Below are 18833 nucleotides of genomic sequence, written 5' to 3' on the forward strand. Positions count from 1 at the left end.
AAGGATGATATAACTTATGGATGTAAAAAGTGAAGAACTATACAAGAAATATCTTAACCGTTCGATACCAAATAAATTTTTATCATCTTATGTAGAAGATGTTCTAATAAATGAATATCTTTCTAAATCACTAGATAAAAAAGAGATGGCTTTTCTAGTTGATCCAAAAGAATTGGATTATTATAATAAGTGTTACATCATTGATAATGTTGAAATTCTACACAACTTATTTACAGATCAAGAAAAAAGTGATTTTCTAAGTTTAAAAGAATTAAACAAACAATATACACTTGATCTTTCTGAAACTACAAAAGCAGAAATCGAATATGCTCTTATTCAAGAAGGAGAATATTTGGTGATATTTTTAGGAGTTGACAGTGATGGTTACATTAAAGATTTCAAAACAATTGGGAATAGCGAGAGATTATTTCATAGATTAGTCGTCTTAATGGGAATCGAAAAAGAAGATTACAACCTGAAAAATAGAGATTTCCATGATTATTTAGAAGCCCTTTCAAATTTAGGATACTTAGATTAATTGTGGCCACTACCGCAAAAAGCAAATAAAAATACAGCTTTCACTAACGAAAGGTAGCTTCCTAAATATTGACTTAAAGAAATAGTAACGAGTAAAGTCCTTTCTAAAGTAGATCCCACACTTTTTAGACTATATTAATATAAAGTCGATTCCTATATTAGGGTTGACTTTTTTTATGCTGAAGTAATTAAATGGGTGTATTATAGGGGTGATTTATAATAGTATCTTTCTCATAATGCAGTTAAATTGGTTATTCACATCATAAGTTGAAACTAAGATAAGCCTTTAAAATTTATGAAACAACTCACCACCTCGTACCTCCCTCATAATCTGTAACTAGGCATATTTATGAGGGGGACGGATCATGGAGATAGAATTAACGGCACTCCATTGCTTGGTGTGGCAATGGAGATGAACCTTTTTGGTCTCGGAATAGCATTATCAGGGTAAACAAGAAATTGAAATAGGCACCAAAGCTTTCAAGGAATTTGCTATGAAGGTTAAGAGTGGAGTTAAGATGCATAAGCGGCAGTTTGCTTATTTTAATGGGATTGTTAACAAGCTTTTGAATGACCTTTACTTTGATGCTGAAGTTTATACACAACTTTAATCGAACATAAGAGGCAGGATAGTTGAGGAAGAATTCACTTTAATAAGACGAACTTTTACTATATTTAAGGAGTCCTGCTTACGGAAGACTTATTCCGAAGATAGAAAAGACCTGCTTCTTGTTATAATAGGGTATTCTCCTTTTGATTTTTGACTCGTCTTACTATGCCGTATAAGTAAGGAACAAAAAAGGCCTGGTAATCCAGACCTCTTGTCGTAACCTATTTCGGGAAAGTGATTCCACTAATAAAACCAACTACCTTTTAGATTTATCTTTTATAGTTTTTGCTATTGCTAAAAAAACTATAAATCCGATAATACCCACGAAACCTAATATATTAATTATAGTAGACAATCCGATTCTTCCTTTCCGTTAATAATCTTATTCTTTATTTTGAATAACAACTCTAAAGGAACCAAAAGTTTGTTGACTCTCGTAATTATCAACTGATACTTCATAAGGAAACGGGAAAGCGATGAGTTGGAAATTATTTTCTCTTTCAACGTCGGGAAGATTAAAATCAAAAAGATGTCTAGTTTCTGGTGGAACAGTGGTATATAAGACTTCTGTGTTATCTATGACCGGAACTTGTTCCCAATCTTTTAAAGCTATGATTGCATATCTGATCTCTTCATTCGTCTCATTTCCGGCAGAGAGCTTAAGCTTCTTGCCTTCTTTTTCAGTCATAATTGATTGCAACTTTTCCTGGCTATTTGTGATTGATATATTTTCATTTAATCCATCCTTCGCAACAGCATCAGGTTTTACTTCCTTTACTTTATTAACATCTTTCCCGCTGTCAGCTTTGTTGATGGAATACCGCATACTTAAAACTTGTTCTAAAATCCCTGCCCTATTTAGGTCGAGCTCCTTTAATTTATACTCTGGCTTTTGAACGATTACAAAAGTCAATTCACTGGAATCGGAACGAATGGGAACAGAAACTTTGAAGTTTATGGAGCTGTTAGGTTTCGCATCAAAGAAAAATTTATTTACTTCCTGCTCCTTATTTTCAGCTTTGAAATTTACTTGTTTATAATCTTCAAAAATAAGTAAAGCATACTTTCTGTCCTCATCAATGTCATTGTCTACTGAGGCAACAACTGTCACTTCATTGTTTTTACTATTAAGTGCACTTCCTTCATCGATAAGTTTACCATTCAAATCTATCAAACCATACCCAACCGAACCATACTCAGCCGCATTCGTTTCTTTGCTTTCTTTTTCAATATCATCATTATTAGACGTGCTTAATCTTAATTCTTTAGGTGGAGATGAAGCATAAAACCAGTAAAAAACCCCAAGCAATATCAAAACAGATAACGCAGCTATGTAGTATTTTTTCATAAAACCAATCTTCTCCTAATTAAAAGAGATATGCAATGAGCATATCTCTTCATTATTTTTCTACTACCAATTACCAATAGGCCTTTGTTTGACCATTAACAGTTTTATACCCTTTAAGTTTAAAAGTATGAGTCCCAATAGCAAAATCATTCCTGAAGTATATTGAATCGTTCAATGTTTTAACTCCAATATAGTCCGTCTTTGTAGAACTTGCCGATTTAGTTTTGATTAAAGAACTATCACCATTAAAGGTTTTAGCTCGTGCGTAAATATAGTCCTGTATCTTATCAGAAGATGATTTAGCGACTGCATAATTAGTCGATAAAATTGGGTTGTATGTACTTAAACTCATACGAACTTTATTCTTTGCTAGGATGGTACTACCTGTACCATCTGGTTCTTGAGTAAATGATGTTTCTTTTGAATTTACCAGACCTTCAGTTTCAGCTGCACTTGCCCCCGTAGCAGAACCTAGTATTGATAAACCTAATGCTGTTATATATAATGACCTTTTCAACTTCAATATAATAACCTCCCCTTCGTTTAGTATTTAACTATAAAAGTAAATATAAGTAAATATTACCAAATTATATAATGAAATATGTCTGCAGCTGATTTTGTCTTAACAAATTCCCAACTGGATAAATATGAGAAACCATCCTACAATTGATAAGACGTTTAAATTAGCTAAATTATTAGGTGTGAAGGTCGATGATAAGGATGAGGATGAGGATGAGGAATGAAAAAATACCCTGACCAAGTTACCTCACCTTAAATTGGTTATTCACATCATAAGTTGAAACTAAGATAAGCCTTTAAAATTTATGAAACAACTCACCACCCCGTACCTCTCTCATAATCTGTAACTAGGCATATTTATGAGGGGGACGGATCATGGAGATGGAATTAACGGCACTCCATTGGATTTATGTTGTATTCATTGCATTGATAATCGGGTTTATGGTAAAACGTCGTGATACTACCCTCATCTGCATAATTGGTATTTTCCTTTTGGCTTTAGTGGCTACAGGCAGTTTAGCATCTTCGATAAGCGGGATATTCAACAGCTTCATTTTCGCAATCACGGAATTAATGTCCACGATTTTAATCATTTCAATCATCGTTGCCATGAGCTCGGTATTAACGAAGTCGGGCATTAATGATGTCATGATTGCACCATTTGCGAAATTCATTAAAAATCCTACACTTGCCTTTTGGGTAATCGGAATCGTCATGATGATGATATCCTGGTTTTTCTGGCCATCACCTGCCGTTGCCTTATTGGGTGCCGTTCTGCTCCCCGTTGCTTTACGGGCAGGTTTACCAGCCCTCGGCGTGGCAATGGCGATGAACCTTTTTGGTCACGGAATAGCATTATCAGGGGATTTCATCATTCAGGCTGCCCCTAAACTAACGGGTGATGCGGCTTCCATACCAGTCGGTGATGTCATCGCTGCGAGCATCCCCCTTGTCATTACAATGGGGGTCGTCACCACCATCTCCGCCTTTATCCTTTTAAAGCGGGATATGAAGCTGGGAAAAATCAAGGCGGCGGATACTGAGGGGATCAGCCAAGATCAGACAATCAGTGAAAATCTGCTCACTCTGGGACAAAAGAAGTTTTTTGCAATTTTCATTCCGATCGCCTTTCTGTTGGATGTTGTGGCATTGTCGATTTTGAAGTTGCAAGGTGGAGATGCAACGGCATTGGTTGGGGGTACTGCTGTTTTCATATTGCTGATTTTATCCCTTGTCGCACATAAACAACAAGGACTTGAAAAATCAACGGCCTATTTGATTCAAGGTTTTCAATTTGGCTTCAAAGTATTCGGACCCGTCATTCCAATCGCCGCATTCTTCTATTTAGGTGATTCTGGATTCAATCAGATCATCGGTGACTACTTACCGAAAACATCCCTCGGCATCGTCAATGACCTCGGTGCCGCCTTAGCGGCCTCCGTTCCTTTAACGAAAGAAATAGCCGCCGTCACATTAACGGGCATCGGTGCCATCACTGGCTTGGATGGATCGGGCTTCTCAGGCATTTCTTTAGCGGGATCTGTCGCCAAACTTTTTGGCACGGCAATCGGAGGCGGAACCGCAACCTTGACCGCACTCGGGCAGATAACCGCGATTTGGGTTGGCGGAGGTACCCTGATACCATGGGCACTGATCCCTGCAGCTGCCATATGTAACGTCAGTCCCTTTGAACTTGCCCGTCGGAACCTGCTGCCGGTAACCATTGGTTTGGCAGTCACTACAATAGTCGCGATGTTTCTCATATAATTGATCTGCATCAATGTTGTGGACTCTAAAACACGGAACGGCATTTCGATTTCCATTCCCATATTTAAAAAGGACTGAGTAAAAAAATCAGTCCTTTATCATTTTAATCATCGATATAACTGTATTCGTCGATATATTCTTATTTTCGGAGATATAACTGTAGATTTCGTCGATATATTTTTATTTTCGAAGATATAACTGTAGATTTCGTCGATTTATTTTTCTTCATACCTAACCTATTCGTTATTGAATTTCTTTTTTGAAATCCATATGATCGTTACCAATATCGCTACTGCAGTCAACTCAAGTGCCGCTAATGCACCCCAAATCGCTTGTGAATTGACTGTGCCTAAAATCAGTACTTCCATGGCATGTTTACTCATGCTTGCTGGATTCACATTGTCTATTACGGGACTTAATCCAACTATGATTCTACAGCCGAGGAGAAATACTATCGAAATTAATGCAATAATACCCTGACTATTAAAAATGGTACTGATCATCGTGGTGAATGAAACGATAAATAGGATCCACAGCAGATAGAACAGCAAAGCCACTATTAAATCCGCAAAATCAACACTCGTAAACAAAAAAACTGCATACAGGTATGAAACCAAATATCCCAATGCCACACTGCAGGCAACAAACAGATAATTGGAAATGATTTTCCCGCTTATATAAGATCCAACCGTCACGGGCCTTGTAAGAATGAAAGCCAGCATACCATTTGCTTTATCGGATTGTACGACTCCCATCATGGAAACGATGATGATCATGACCCCTAGCTGATCAAATTGAGACCCTAAAGTACTGGCCAGAACTTCGCCGCCTTTTTGGGCAGCCATGCTTGGATCAATGGTGATCCCTTGGCTCCCGCCCAGTGCCTCTAAAATTGAAGGTAAATAATAACTTACGACTGGTTGAGTTATTCCTAAAAATATAAATACAAGCGGCAGCCAAATCACTTTAAATTCACGTACCATCTGAACAAATTCCTTTTTAGCTAAAACGGCAAAATTATTCATGTTTCCACCACCAATTTCAAGAATATCTCTTCCAATGTATCGTTATCTATTTCGAACCTTATAAGATCAACATTATGCTCCAGAGCATTTGCAAGTAACATATTCTTGTTTGAATCAATATTTTCCACTTCTATCTTCAATTTATTTCCCATTACCTCTACACCTTTGACGAAGTTCAAGCTTTTAACATGTTCAATCCATTTTTGACTTCTAGAGGTTATGGCGACATTGATTTTATTTCCGCTATTCCTGGTTAATAATTCAGACATTGTAGTGTCCTCAATTTTTTCACCACTTTTTATAATGACAAACCTCTCACATATCTCTTCTGCATCGCTTAATATATGCGTCGATAATAAAATGGTCGTATCTTTCTTTATCTCTTTTATGATATTTAACACTTCTCTCCGGCCGATCGGATCTAATGCCGAAACCGGTTCATCCATGACAATCAAAGCTGGTTTATGTAACAGTGCCTGTGCAATTCCAAGCCTTTGTTTCATTCCGCCTGAAAAAGTCCGCACCTTTGAATTCTCTTCCCCTCTCAACCCTACCTTCGACAATATCTCTGGAATGCCGCTTAATAATTCTTCCTTTTTGATACCCGAGAGCTGCCCCATGAATGTAAGGGTTTCTTTGGCAGTCATCCATTGAAAGAAGTTAGGGTATTGTGGTAAGTAGCCTATTTCCTTTTTCATTTTTGAAATTTTCTTACCGTCAAGCAATACTTCTCCCATAGTTGGATCAATAATATCTGCAATGACTTTTATTAGTGTCGACTTACCAGCCCCATTGGGCCCTATCAATCCAACACATTCCCCAGATTGCAATTCCATTGAAAAATTATTGACCGCTGTTTTTTCTTTGAATTTTTTTGTGACATTATTAATCTGTAATTTCATATTCTGTCACTGTCCTTTCTACCAATAACGAAGTATAGAATTGGACCGATAGTATTTGCAAAAATAATGATGAGTGTCCACAATAAAACATTTTTCCGTGTCTTTCGATTTCTGTATAAATCAATTAATGCAATAAGGATTAAAATCATCCCAATAGCAATTACCGGTAAAATAATCGGCAGAATAGGCATGAAATCAATATCTTTCAATTCGTTCCATCCATAATGCAATTTCATATATACCACTCCTTAATAACAAATTTTATTATCATTATCAGTAATGATAACATTTAAACTGGGATTTTTCACCTACTTTTTTCACCTACTTTTTTCTTGATAAAATATTGTTTGAGGTTTTATTGTTATTTATAATGATAATATTATCATTATAAATAACAATAAAAATATAGTCGCTTTATAGCATGAAGACATTAATTATTTACAATTGAAATTATTCAATTTCCAATGTGAGGAGAATAAGATGATTAATAAAGCCGAAATTTTAATGCATCCTGTAAGAATGAAAATTACCCAAGCTTTAATGAGAAACAGGGAAAATGGTTTAACACCATTAGAAATGTTAAAAATCATTAAAGATGTACCCCAAGCAACATTATATAGACATATACAGGTTCTATTTGATTCAGGGGTCATCCGCATTGTAAAAGAAAAAAAAGTGAGATCCGTTTCCGAAAAATACTATGTTTTAAATGAAGAAGAAGCGCGACTTAGCGGGGAAGAATGGAAAAAATATTCTAATGAGAAAAAGGTGAACTACTTTTCTTATTATCAATTATCCCTTATGACTCAATATCAAAACTATCTTACTAAATTAGAAGAAAGAGATTGCACTGAAGATGGTTCAACCTTTTCCCTTTTAGAACTAAAGCTTGATGATGAAAGCTTTATTAACTTTCAAAATGAATTGAACGATTTAATGGTAAAATACTACAACGCTACGAATCAGAGTGCTAAACAAGATTCACCTATTCGAACAATCGGCGTTACAATCATTCCTGAATCATAAGTAAATGAAAAGGCTGTTCTCAAACCTTGGACTAAAAGAACCATGAATACTATAGATTCACCAACCAAAATGGTTGCAGTCTCCGTTTTGAAACAGCCCTTCATTATGGAAGAAACCCCAAGGTTAAAAAGGGATATCCCTGCTGTCAGCAGCTTCCCAATGCTTCCTTGATACTGGTGTATACTTCATCCCATAGTTGTTTTTCTTCAGCAAAAGCCGCAGTTATCTTTTTGATGACTGCTTTTTGCGCTGCCTCGAAACGTTCATCATCCTTGGCTGGCAGGTCTGACCTTAACTCCATTACATACTCTTGTACCTTTGGTGCACGTGGTCCCCAAACAGCTTTTTCTTCACTATTCTTATCAATGAATATAAAAATGGGAATTGAACGCGCTGTTCCATTCGTTAAGTATTGATCCATCAGTTCAAGATTTTGATCTCGTAAAACAATGCGAGTTTCAATATTTGCCGCTTCAGCTATATTCAGCAGGATTGGAATGTTCATCATTGCGTCTCCGCACCAGTCTTCAGTAATGACAATGGCTCGAAGTTCCTTCGTCTTTAATTCATCGAAAAAACCTTGATCCTCTGCAGAAACGGAAAAATCCTCCTGAATCGATTGTAAGTTTTCTTTATGAACCTTCATCGAAGATACAAATTCTTTAGCGGGAATCCCCTTTTCAAACCATTCATTCAGTGTCGTCATACTATTTCTCCTAACTGTTTTTAAGTTAAAAGTACCATAAACCTCTTATTTTTTCATTGTTTCCACCCTGAAAAATAAAATTCCAAATTGGTAAATTAAAACCATGTTTTCTTTCCCGTGTAAAGGGAAAACTCTAAATACATTCAATAGCTTACTAACTAACTATTTTATATTCATTAAAACATTGTTTTCTAGTTTAGGAGATGAATTTTGTGGAAGGTTTTCTCTTTGCGCTACTCCCTGCATTGACATGGGGCAGCTTAGTGCTTGTTTCCGAAAAACTCGGAGGCAACTCTTATAATCAAACACTTGGCATTACAATCGGTTCATTACTGTTTGCCATCATGATGTCTTTCATCAATCCGCCGGAATGGAGCAGTACAGTGTGGATTGTCGGTATCATTTCCGGGATAGGCTGGGCATTCGGGCAGTTATTTCAATTCAACAGCGTCAAGGAAATCGGGGTATCGAAAACCGTTCCAATCTCAACAGGACTGCAAATTCTAGGAAATACATTTTTTGCAGTTATCATTTTCAGGGAATGGAATGACAGGATGACAATCATCATCGGCATAGTTGCAATAATCTGTTTGATTACAGGTGTCTTGCTGACGAGCTACGGCGATGGTGATAACAAAAAAGCAGGAAGCATGAAAAAAGGGGTTTTATATCTTGCCATTTCAACGGTAGGTTATGTTACATATGTCATTGTCGTCAGATGGAATGAAGTTGACGGATGGTCGGCGATCCTGCCACAAGCAATTGGCATGTTCCTGGCTGCCTTGCTCCTATCCATCAAACATAAACCGTTTAATAAATATGCTAGGCGCAATATTCTAACCGGAATGATGTGGGCAGTCGGTAATATCGGCCTCCTGCTCGCTAATCCAAAAGTGGGTGTTGCCATCGCATTCTCATTTTCCCAAATGGGGATCGTCATTTCCACTTTAGGCGGCATCTTTCTTTTAGGGGAGAAAAAATCCAAAAAGCAAATGGTCTTCGTCATCACCGGGTGTGTACTCGTAATTGCTGGCGGAATCATGATCGGCTTTACAAAAGAATAGTCAAAGGAGCGATAAATGATGTATGACGATTTAGAGAAAAAAGTGGTAGTGATCACTGGGGCGGCAAAAGGGTTAGGAAAAGCCATGGCCGAAAGGTTCGGTAAAGAAAAAGCACATGTCGTATTAAATTATCACACTGAAAATGGCGAACATAAGGAAATCATCAAAACGATTGAAGCGGCAGGCGGGAAAGCCGCAGCCATTCAAGGCGACGTTTCAAAGGAGGCGGATGTGAAGAAATTGCTTTCATTCGCTGTGGACACCTTTGGCACAATCGATATCATGATCAACAATGCTGGTATTGAAAATGAAGTGCCCAGCGAAAAATTGACTCTTGAAGATTGGCAGAAAGTCATCGATGTAAATCTAACCGGGATGTTCCTGGCAAGCAGGGAAGCAATCAGTTATATGCTCGATCATGGCATTAAGGGGAATATCATTAACATGTCTTCCGTTCATGACCGGATCCCTTGGCCTCATTTTGTCCACTATGCAGCAAGTAAGGGCGGAGTGAAGATGATGACAGAAACCCTTGCACTTGAATATGCTCCTAAAGGGATTCGCATTAATAATATTTCACCCGGTGCGATCGACACACCCATCAATGCCGAAAAATTCAATGACCCAAAAGCTAAACAAGATGTCATCGACCTGATACCGATGGGATATATCGGAAAACCGGAACAAATTGCGTCTTGTGCCGCTTGGTTAGCTTCCGCCGAATCGAGCTATGTAACGGGAATGACCTTATATGCTGATGGCGGAATGACCAAATATCCAGGATTCCAAGCTGGAAAAGGCTGATCTTAACTAATGAGAAGAACCATTTCAATGACTAAAACGAATAAAACCAATAAGAAAACCATGGTGAAATGACGTGTTTGACCCAATAAAGGAAAAGGTTCTTACAACCAGAAAAAAGAGCAATCCTATAAAGGATGCTCTTTTTTACATTTACAGCTTGCAGCGCTTGGAAGATATTTGTTGAAAAATTAAACTTCTCAGATTGGTCTTCATCAAATCGTAATCGTTAAATGGGGGTAACCTTTGGTGAACCAATATTAGCAAACCTTCGATCTGTTCCTCTTAAGAAAACTTTGTTACAAATTCAGCAGAACCGTATCATTTCTGAAAACCAACTGATCACTTTTGGAATTTATCAAGTTGAAACATAGTTTATTATGAATTCACAAGATATTTAGTTAGGAGGTAATGATAATGGCAAAAAAATCAAAAAGGTATAAGATGTTCGTAAACCCTGCATTAATTATTCTTTAGAGTATTTCTTTATTTTTCAGTATGATTGTACAAAATGTTCAAGCGGCTGGATATGTATACAAATCTGGCGAATTACTTATGATTGTACTACTGTAAAGACATTGTCAGCTGTTAAAGTAAAAAAAGCAGCTGCTCAAATGTCTTCATTTTCTAACAAAGTTAATGGATTAACTCTTGCTGTTGGTTGGTTTAATAAGTATATAGGTACAGGTATGGGTGTTTTTCGCAATAGGACTAGGTATTTCAACTTCTAAATGGAATAATACCGCTGCAGCTGGAAAAAAAGCGAAGCAAGACCATTGCGTTAAACGGAATTGGGATGGATACTCAGCTCGTTCCATAGCTAGATATTTATTTTATTAAGGAATGAGGAGGGTTTAAATGAAAAATAGATTGTACTTAGGTATTCTATTTTCGATTTATTTCATTTTAGGATATTGTATTTTTTTTATCATGGATATCGGGCCCATTCCCAAGATTGTTTTGTTTTTTGTCTTAGTGTTCACTGTGGATCCTATTAAAAAGAAGTTAAAAGATAAAGGTTTGAATCACAAACTCAAATTAAATCGATCAAATTTCAAGACAATGGAATAGGATTCCACATTCAGATGAAGCTAGGGGAAGCAAAAATGATAATAATAAAAAAAAGATGACCCCTTTTATTCAGAGGTCATCTTTCTTCTACTGCTGGCTAAGTGTTAGCGAATGCCTTTCATGTAGCCTTGAATCTTTGGTGATAAGGCCATCAGGACAAGTCCAAGGACCATTGAAGCAATACCGATCACTCCAAAATAAGCCATTTCGGTTTGAGGTGTGTAGAATCTTACGATTTGTGCGTTCAGTGCTTGTGCTGCTGCACTTGCCAGGAACCACAGGCTCATCGTTTGTGCCGAGAATGCGGCCGGAGCCAATTTTGTAGTCGCTGAAAGTCCAACAGGAGATAAACAAAGTTCTCCAAGCACTACAAGGAAATAGCTAAGTACAAGCCATAGCGGATTGACTAATGCGTCGGATCCACCAAAATAAGCAGGAAGCAGGATTACCAGGAATGATAAACCGGCGAACAGTAAACCTATTGAAAATTTTTGAGGAATGGTCGGCTGACGCTTTCCTAGTTTAATCCATAACCAGGCGAATACTGGTGCAAGGGTAATGATGAACAAAGGATTCAATGATTGGAACCAAGACGGGTTTATTTCGATTCCAGCAAAATTCAACTGTGTCCGTTTGTCTGCATAGCTTGCCAATATTGTTGCACCTTGCTCTTGAATCGCCCAGAACATGACGGCTGCTATAAACAAAGGAATATAGGCAATCAATCGGGAACGTTCAACAGAAGTTGTTTTAGGGCTGCGATACATGAAAATGAAATAAAGGGTCGGAATTACGATCCCTAGGATTCCTACAAGATTAATGAAGGTTTTAATCGTTAAGATGCCTGCAGAAGCCGTGATGCCGATGATGGCAGCGATGATCAGTGCTGCTATCCCCAATTTAGTGAATACTTTTTTCTTTTCATTCTGTGATAGTGGGTTAGCAGGAAGAGTTCCCGCCAGGCCCAGGTTCTTTTTCTTTGTTGCAACAAAGACGATGAGCCCAATTAACATACCAATTGCCGCAAGTCCAAAACCAAGGTGGAAGCTGTATTTCATTCCGACTGTACCGACAACAAACGGTGAAAGGAATGCACCCATGTTGATACCCATATAGAATATGCTGAAACCGGAATCCCTGCGATCGTCATTTTCCGCGTAAATTTCACCGACAATGCTGGAAACGTTCGGTTTTAATAGACCAGTACCCAGAACAATGAGTACCATGGAAACAAAGAACATGGAGAGACTGCCTGGTACAGCAAGGACAATATGCCCGAGCATGATCAAGATACCACCGTAAAATACGGCTTTTGAAGTCCCGAAAATCCTATCGGCGAGCCATCCGCCAATTATACCGGACATATATACTAAAGATCCGTATATGGATACAAGGGCAAGGGCTGTGGGTTCATCAAGACCTAGTCCCCCTTTAGATACTTCGTAATACATATAGTAAACAAGAATGGCCTTCATGCCATAATAGGAGAAACGCTCCCAGAACTCAGTAAAGAAAAGGGTGAATAGTCCTTTAGGGTTTCCAAAAAAACCTTTTTGAGGTACACTATCCACAATTTTCTGTTTATTTATCGTTGCCATACCTAGCCCTCCTTTTATTATTGTATAATAACTTTTATTTTCTCTGTTGTAAACAAATATTTAGTATATTTAAATAATTAATTTCAAAATAAATAGAAGTGACTTTCCACCATGCAAGCAAAATTTCACGTTTCCAAGTAAAAGACATTCTATATAGTCTAATAGGGAGTTGTCATCAATGATATATTGCCCTAACTTCAATAATGGTATTACTTTGGTTGCCATGCACTTATTAATGAGAATCGGAAATGGCATATTTTGAAAAATCCCACCACAATCGTTATATTCACCATATAATAGATATAAAAACGAGGAGGCACCATAATGTTCGGGATCATAACCGTCGTGATGATTTTTTCCATCCCTATAATCGCCATACTGACAAGCCATTTCGAAAAACAGTCAAAAACCAAACACAAGATGCTACAAGTTGAATTGGAGCTTGAAAAACTTAAACATGAAAACTTCCTTATGGAGACGGAAAAATTGAGGCTGGAACTGGATCAGATGAAATTCGAACAAAAAAGAGACGAACCAAGGTTACTGTAATCAAGTAACGTTGTTCGTCTTTTTTAATGGATATTGTGCCGTTTTAAAAACCTTCCGCCCGTCATAAGAATTACAATAGGGCCGTTTTAATGGATATATTGATCGCCAACAAGAAGGTCTGACAGCACCTTTGTCGGGATGATGAACTCGACGGCCCCCATATATCCCGGTGCAGCTTCATAGCTGTTAAACGCGATGACTAGCTTGCCATCTTCGTTTATATAAAAGTTTTGGTTTTCATTGATGCCTTTAAAAGCAGTAAGATCATCATCTTCGACCCAATATACCTTTTCCGGATCTTCAGCCATCTGCCGCTTCATCTGTTCCTTGATGTTCTCGCTGATCACCTGAAGATAGCGATCATCTTTAAATAAGCTATTTAGCGTTAAAAGCACTTCGTTTTTCTTGTCGACTGTATCGAATTGACTTTCCGTGGAACTGGAGGCCTGAATCGTATCCGTATAACGCTGTACGGATAATATCGTTTCATTATCCGTCAATATCACATATCCGCTTTCCACCGAGATATTGCCCTTTTCACCTTCCTTCAGTTTTTCCATGGATTCCGTAAATTCCTTATAAAGCTGCTTACTTTCCGTTAAATATTTATCATTCAAGCTATTTTCGAGCTTTTTATTCTCCAAACCGGATATAGCAGGCGTTTTGATTATTGCCGAGGAATTATTCGCTTCTTCTTTCCATTCGACGAAGGTAATCACTTTGATGACCTTCTCGACTATCGGAATATCACTCATGGCTTTCGCCGCTGCCGGGCTGATGTTTACGGAAGCTGTCACAATCAGAAGCGCCGCTGCCGCTGACACGAGGATATTCCTGCCAACCCTCGGCCTCTTCCTTGGCTTTTCATTCAAGGCTGCTTGAACGACATCATTCAATTCCTTTGGTATCGGTATTTTAAGATATTCTTCCCGCAGATCTTTTAATTTTTTTTCCATTTTTTCGTTTCCTCCTGTTCAGTCATGTTGATCCGCAATAGTTGCAGCGCTTTATATAATCTTGTTTTGATCGTGCTTACGTTCTCTTCCAGCACTTCCGCTATCTCGTCCAACTTCAGGTCCTCAAAGAAACGGAGGACGACTACCGTTTTGTACTTGACTGAAAGTCCTTCCAGGGCCTTTTGCAAATCCAGGTCAGGATAGTGATCCTCCTCACCGCTGCGTAAGTATTCTATTGTTTCGTCATCGGCGACGGTCAGTTTCTTTTTCTTCCGCAAAACATCCAGTGCCGTTCTGACGATGATCTTATATAACCAACTATCTATAGATGCAGCGTCTTTGATTTTGCTGCTGGAGGCTAGCGCTTTCCTTATTGATTCCTGCACGATATCAAGGGCATCCTCTTGGTTTTTGACATAGTAAAAAGCAAGTCTGTACAAATTCTCTTGCCGTTCGGTTATCCGGGCCGCGATTAATTGATTCATATCTGGATTTTTCATTGCATGATAGAGCTCCTTACATTTAAATTACGTATCCTAGGTACAAAGAATAGACGTTGGTGCAGCCATAAAAGTTTGAAAATGAGCAAGGAAATATATTAATATAAAAAAATGAAATTTTTTACAAACTTTTAAGGCTTTTGGCGCGTCTATATAGTAGAATGATTATCGAGGTGGAGTGCATCATGAGGAAATTAAATTATAAAAAAGTCTTTATTTTTCTATTTTGTCTAACAGCTGCTGTGGGAACGATGGGGTTAGCCATTAAAAGCCTTGCTTTTGATAAGAAGAGAACCGTTTCGGCCTATACAACTGATAAAAATTACCCAGAAGCCGATATTCAAACGTATGTGAAAGATAATACGAAAGGCGGGTATTCAGCCAGCAGGCCCGTTCTGCATTTAGAAAAGATCGACAAACAGCTAGAAGCCTACATAAAGAAAGAAATTAAGGATTATGAAAAGAAATGGAAAGCATCCGACGGAAAAGCTTCCGAGCTTAACCTCACCTATACGATCCTCCATTTCAGTAAACAGACCATTACGATTTCCTTCGATAAATATGAGCAAGTGGAAGGAAAGAAGCAGTCTGGAACCCAGATCTTCACTTATGATATTCCATCTCAGCAAAAGCTCTCCATAGAAGACATCTTTGCCACGGATACTGATTATTTATCCGTTTTATCCGATATTGTTTTTGAAGAGTTAACGCAGAAGGAAGAAGAAGGCATTTCAAACAGTCTCATTAAAAAGGAAAACAAACTGAAGGCAGCCAACTTCAATTCTTTTTCAGTCTTGAAAAATACGCTTGTATTCTACGTTAAGACTGATGATTCAACTAAGACTCATACAATAGCCATCAAGAAGGATCTTTTTAAAGATAGTTTGCTAGATTCATATCAAAGTCAAGATTTGAATGAGGATCGTGTAAAGGAATGGCAGCCGAAACATATCGTCGCCAAACTGCCCGTGCAAAATGAATGGATCGACCCTTCAAAAAAGGTCATTGCCTTGACGTTCGATGACGGGCCGCATCCAAGTCATACCATGTCCATTCTGGAAGACCTGAAAAAATATGATGGACACGCGACGTTTTTCGTACTTGGAAGCCGCGTACAGCACTATCCGGAAGTTCTGCAAAAAATGCTGCAGCAAGGAAATGAGATCGGCAACCATTCATGGGATCATCCGCAGCTGACGCGCTTAAGCAAGAACAAAATCGAAGATCAAATCGAAAAGACCCAAGACGCTGTAGAAAAAGCAACAGGTACTGAGCCAAATCTCGTCCGTCCCCCATATGGAGCGATTAACAATAATGTGAGGGAATACATGGAGGATATGAAAGTCTCACTTTGGGATGTCGATCCAGAAGATTGGAAAGAACGCGATGAAAAGAAAATCGTAAACAAGGTGATGAGCAAAGCCAAGGATGGCAGAATCATATTAATGCATGATATCTATCAAACTAGCGCCCAGGCTGCAGGAAAAATCATCAAACAACTGCATGACCAAGGTTATCAACTGGTCACAATTTCGGAATTGGAAAAGGTAAAGAAGGACCGTGAACTTTCCGGAATCACCATAAGTGAATAATCAAAAGGAAAGAGCCTGTTTCGTGATTCGGAACAGGCTCTTTCCTTTCAAATAAAATAAGCAGGCCTTTGATCATATAGCAAAGGTCTGCTTGTCATTTCACTAACCAAGATCTACATTATGATAAACTTGTTGAACATCTTCCAAATCTTCCAGTGCATCAATCATTTTTTCGAATTGTGCTTGTGCATCTTCTGGTAGGGTTAGGTCATTTTGTGCAAGCATCGTCAGCTCGGCCACTGTAAAATCGCTGATTCCTGCATCCTTGAATGCTTGTTGTACAGCATGGAATTGTTCAGGTTCGGCATAAACGATGACACTTTCTTCTTCTTCAATGATGTCACGTACATCAACATCCGCTTCCATTAACAGTTCAAGAACATCATCAGCCGTTTTACCTTCAATCCCGATGACTGCCGTTGCATCGAACATATAAGCAACAGATCCGCTGACACCCATATTCCCGCCATTTTTCCCAAATGCGGCACGTACATCAGATGCCGTCCGGTTCACGTTGTTTGTCAATGCATCCACGATGACCATTGAACCATTTGGACCGAACCCTTCATAACGAAGTTCGTCATAGTTTTCTTCAGAACCGCCTTTGGCTTTTTCAATCGCACGGTCAATGATCGCTCTTGGAACATTGTACGTTTTCGCACGCTCAAGCACGACCCTTAATGCCTGATTGGATTCTGGATCTGGTTCACCTTGTTTTGCCACTACATATATTTCCCGTCCGAACTTAGCATAAATCCGACTAGTATTAGCATCTTTTGACGCTTTTTTTTCTTTAATGTTATTCCACTTACGACCCATTATAAACACTCTCTTTCATCATTGATATATACGAATAGATTATTAAGATACGGCCCTATGAGAAAACCCTAAGGGGAATTCCTACGAAGATAGGCTATACGTTTACTAGATTATATTATACATCAATTGTATAATTTTGAAAAAGTCCTGCACATCCCTCACTGGCATTTATCGGTGCTTGGCACTATTTTTTTTGAAATACTATGGAAAACATCAGCAGTGGTATAGTATGAAGTGATCGGAAAGGAGAGATGATCCATGAAGGACAACCAAATCATCATCGGGATACCCGGTAAATGGAAGGACCGGACAGAATTGATTCAAACGGTCGCTTCCCAAAGCGAAGGGTATCTGTTAGCCGGGAATGTTTTTCATAACAGTGATAAAAACATTACTTTTCAGGCGGAGATCCATGATTATGAACCCACCTTAAAGGAGAGCTTTTCCTACGCCAGTAAAGACGCCTTTTCAGAGAATGCATTAGAGGAAATCAATGACCATACCTTTACCGTTTATATAATAGCCGATGTATCCGATACCGGAACTGTTATCGATTTGATCGATGCCGGGGCAGCGATCCTAAGGGCAGGCGGAATGGCAGTGAAGATAGAAACGGCTGGAATTGCCCATTCAAAGGAAGATTGGCAGCATCTTCATCATAGCCCGGATATTCTCTCGGTATATGCCCATTTTGTCACGATCATCGGAGAGGAAGACTATTATTGTTCATTCGGAATGAAAGCCTTTGGTCTTCCGGATGCCGTGACACTTAACACAATGAGTCCGAAAGAGGCGGCTGCTCTGCTTAACACATTTAATTATTACCATGTAGGTGAACGTCCTCTCTTTAAGAATGGCGAAACCTTTAGCATTCAGCAAGATGCACCCGACTTTATATTGACTGGCCTTCAGGACTTTAGATATGAAGAAGACCATCCCTTCTACAACCCGTTTGGATTATGGAATTTAGGGACAAGTAAATAGAGGAGCGATTCGCTCCCCCAGACTGCAGGCAAATTCGAATAAATCGAGTTTGCCTGCAGTTTTTTATTTAAAAACGTACCAGCTGATTTCAGAAATCCGCTCCCTTTCCGCCGACTGTCTGTCAAGCCGCATCAAAGCAAGCGTCTGTAGGGTCTCGGCTAGCCAGTTAATCGGCAGGAGTGTCGCAAATTTCTTCAATCCAATAAGGGATTACAGTAAAAAACATTAAGGGTTATAAAATCATGCTTTGGGATGAGAACAGACTACAGTTTTTCTAAAAAAATCAATCCAGTTGATTGGAATAGAAGGTACGAGACTCCTGCGGGGAAAGCGCGTCTAAGGGAGACCCCACAGGCGCAAAGAGCGCCGAGGAGGCTCCCGGACCGCCCGCGGAAAGCGAGTGCCTGAAGTGGAAATCAACGTTCAAAACCATAAAGTATAACCTAGTCTTAATCATGG

18 protein-coding genes and 1 pseudogene are annotated in these 18833 nt (G+C 38.7%); 9 read left to right on the plus strand and 10 right to left on the minus strand.

The features are described 5' to 3' along the window. Positions 1-16: 16 nt before the first annotated feature. Both OSJ91_RS24275 and OSJ91_RS24280 read left to right on the plus strand, forming a co-directional pair. Positions 17-538 carry a hypothetical protein gene (locus OSJ91_RS24275; protein ID WP_485890606.1) on the plus strand — a complete coding sequence of 174 codons (522 nt, stop codon included), beginning with the start codon at positions 17-19 and terminating at the stop codon, positions 536-538. Positions 539-989: 451 nt separating this feature from the next. Beyond that, positions 990-1148 (plus strand): annotated as a pseudogene (locus OSJ91_RS24280) (helix-turn-helix domain-containing protein); the annotation flags it as partial. A gap of 381 nt (positions 1149-1529) precedes the next feature. Here OSJ91_RS24280 and OSJ91_RS24285 read toward each other — a convergent pair. Further along, positions 1530-2495, minus strand: a complete 966-nt coding sequence (locus OSJ91_RS24285; protein ID WP_350300304.1) for a hypothetical protein — start codon at positions 2493-2495, stop codon at positions 1530-1532. 70 nt (positions 2496-2565) lie between these two features. Further along, positions 2566-3018 (minus strand): XoxI protein, encoded by a 453-nt coding sequence (locus OSJ91_RS24290; protein WP_485890607.1) that lies wholly within the window; start codon positions 3016-3018, stop codon positions 2566-2568. A 371-nt stretch (positions 3019-3389) separates the two neighbouring features. On the opposite strand from OSJ91_RS24290, the gene OSJ91_RS24295 reads away from it, so the two are divergent. Further along, entirely contained in the window at positions 3390-4781 is a 1392-nt protein-coding gene (locus tag OSJ91_RS24295; protein ID WP_350300306.1) for a hypothetical protein, read from the plus strand. Positions 4782-5017: 236 nt separating this feature from the next. On the opposite strand, the gene OSJ91_RS24300 is transcribed toward OSJ91_RS24295, so the two are convergent. From OSJ91_RS24300 to OSJ91_RS24310, 3 genes are read right to left on the minus strand one after another with little or no spacing between them, the layout of a single operon-like run. Then, positions 5018-5806: an ABC transporter permease gene (locus OSJ91_RS24300; RefSeq protein ID WP_350300307.1), complete on the minus strand. Its 789-nt coding sequence runs from the start codon at positions 5804-5806 to the stop codon at positions 5018-5020. Continuing rightward, the gene (locus tag OSJ91_RS24305; RefSeq protein ID WP_350300308.1) at positions 5803-6708 is read right to left on the minus strand and encodes an ABC transporter ATP-binding protein; all 906 of its coding nucleotides are present in this window, start codon (positions 6706-6708) and stop codon (positions 5803-5805) included. The genes OSJ91_RS24300 and OSJ91_RS24305 overlap by 4 nt, the downstream gene beginning before the upstream one ends. After that, positions 6705-6944, minus strand: coding sequence for a PLDc N-terminal domain-containing protein (locus OSJ91_RS24310; RefSeq protein WP_101225520.1), 240 nt, complete (start codon positions 6942-6944; stop codon positions 6705-6707). The genes OSJ91_RS24305 and OSJ91_RS24310 overlap by 4 nt, the downstream gene beginning before the upstream one ends. Positions 6945-7188: 244 nt before the next feature. Between OSJ91_RS24310 and OSJ91_RS24315 the strand changes: the two genes are divergently transcribed. Beyond that, positions 7189-7734 carry a helix-turn-helix domain-containing protein gene (locus OSJ91_RS24315; RefSeq protein ID WP_350300309.1) on the plus strand — a complete coding sequence of 182 codons (546 nt, stop codon included), beginning with the start codon at positions 7189-7191 and terminating at the stop codon, positions 7732-7734. A gap of 145 nt (positions 7735-7879) precedes the next feature. On the opposite strand, the gene OSJ91_RS24320 is transcribed toward OSJ91_RS24315, so the two are convergent. Next, positions 7880-8440 (minus strand): thioredoxin family protein, encoded by a 561-nt coding sequence (locus OSJ91_RS24320; RefSeq protein WP_485890608.1) that lies wholly within the window; start codon positions 8438-8440, stop codon positions 7880-7882. Positions 8441-8643: 203 nt separating this feature from the next. On the opposite strand from OSJ91_RS24320, the gene OSJ91_RS24325 reads away from it, so the two are divergent. After that, positions 8644-9504, plus strand: coding sequence for a GRP family sugar transporter (locus tag OSJ91_RS24325; protein WP_485890609.1), 861 nt, complete (start codon positions 8644-8646; stop codon positions 9502-9504). Positions 9505-9522: 18 nt separating this feature from the next. Further along, complete coding sequence (locus tag OSJ91_RS24330) at positions 9523-10308, plus strand: glucose-1-dehydrogenase (RefSeq protein WP_485891942.1); 786 nt, start codon at positions 9523-9525, stop codon at positions 10306-10308. A 1172-nt stretch (positions 10309-11480) separates the two neighbouring features. Here OSJ91_RS24330 and OSJ91_RS24335 read toward each other — a convergent pair. Further along, positions 11481-12974: a peptide MFS transporter gene (locus tag OSJ91_RS24335; protein ID WP_485890610.1), complete on the minus strand. Its 1494-nt coding sequence runs from the start codon at positions 12972-12974 to the stop codon at positions 11481-11483. 324 nt (positions 12975-13298) lie between these two features. On the opposite strand from OSJ91_RS24335, the gene OSJ91_RS24340 reads away from it, so the two are divergent. Further along, on the plus strand, positions 13299-13523 hold the full coding sequence (locus OSJ91_RS24340; protein WP_350300314.1) for a hypothetical protein: 225 nt from the start codon (positions 13299-13301) through the stop codon (positions 13521-13523). Between the two features lie 86 nt (positions 13524-13609). Here OSJ91_RS24340 and rsiV read toward each other — a convergent pair whose 3' ends face one another. Together rsiV and sigV are read right to left on the minus strand one after the other, a co-directional pair. After that, positions 13610-14479 (minus strand): anti-sigma-V factor RsiV, encoded by an 870-nt coding sequence (gene rsiV / locus OSJ91_RS24345; protein WP_350300315.1) that lies wholly within the window; start codon positions 14477-14479, stop codon positions 13610-13612. Beyond that, positions 14464-14979, minus strand: coding sequence for an RNA polymerase sigma factor SigV (gene sigV / locus OSJ91_RS24350; RefSeq protein ID WP_350300316.1), 516 nt, complete (start codon positions 14977-14979; stop codon positions 14464-14466). The genes rsiV and sigV overlap by 16 nt, the downstream gene beginning before the upstream one ends. A 185-nt stretch (positions 14980-15164) precedes the next feature. Here sigV and OSJ91_RS24355 point away from each other — a divergent pair, with 185 nt between their 5' ends. Continuing rightward, the gene (locus OSJ91_RS24355) at positions 15165-16571 is read left to right on the plus strand and encodes a polysaccharide deacetylase family protein (protein WP_350300317.1); all 1407 of its coding nucleotides are present in this window, start codon (positions 15165-15167) and stop codon (positions 16569-16571) included. 102 nt (positions 16572-16673) lie between these two features. Here OSJ91_RS24355 and OSJ91_RS24360 read toward each other — a convergent pair whose 3' ends face one another. Next, positions 16674-17390, minus strand: coding sequence for a YebC/PmpR family DNA-binding transcriptional regulator (locus tag OSJ91_RS24360; RefSeq protein WP_048686262.1), 717 nt, complete (start codon positions 17388-17390; stop codon positions 16674-16676). Between the two features lie 258 nt (positions 17391-17648). On the opposite strand from OSJ91_RS24360, the gene OSJ91_RS24365 reads away from it, so the two are divergent. Next, positions 17649-18374: a DUF4261 domain-containing protein gene (locus OSJ91_RS24365; protein ID WP_260359117.1), complete on the plus strand. Its 726-nt coding sequence runs from the start codon at positions 17649-17651 to the stop codon at positions 18372-18374. Positions 18375-18833: the final 459 nt, after the last annotated feature.

The sequence above is a fragment of the Bacillus sp. T-10(2022) genome (assembly GCF_056502895.1).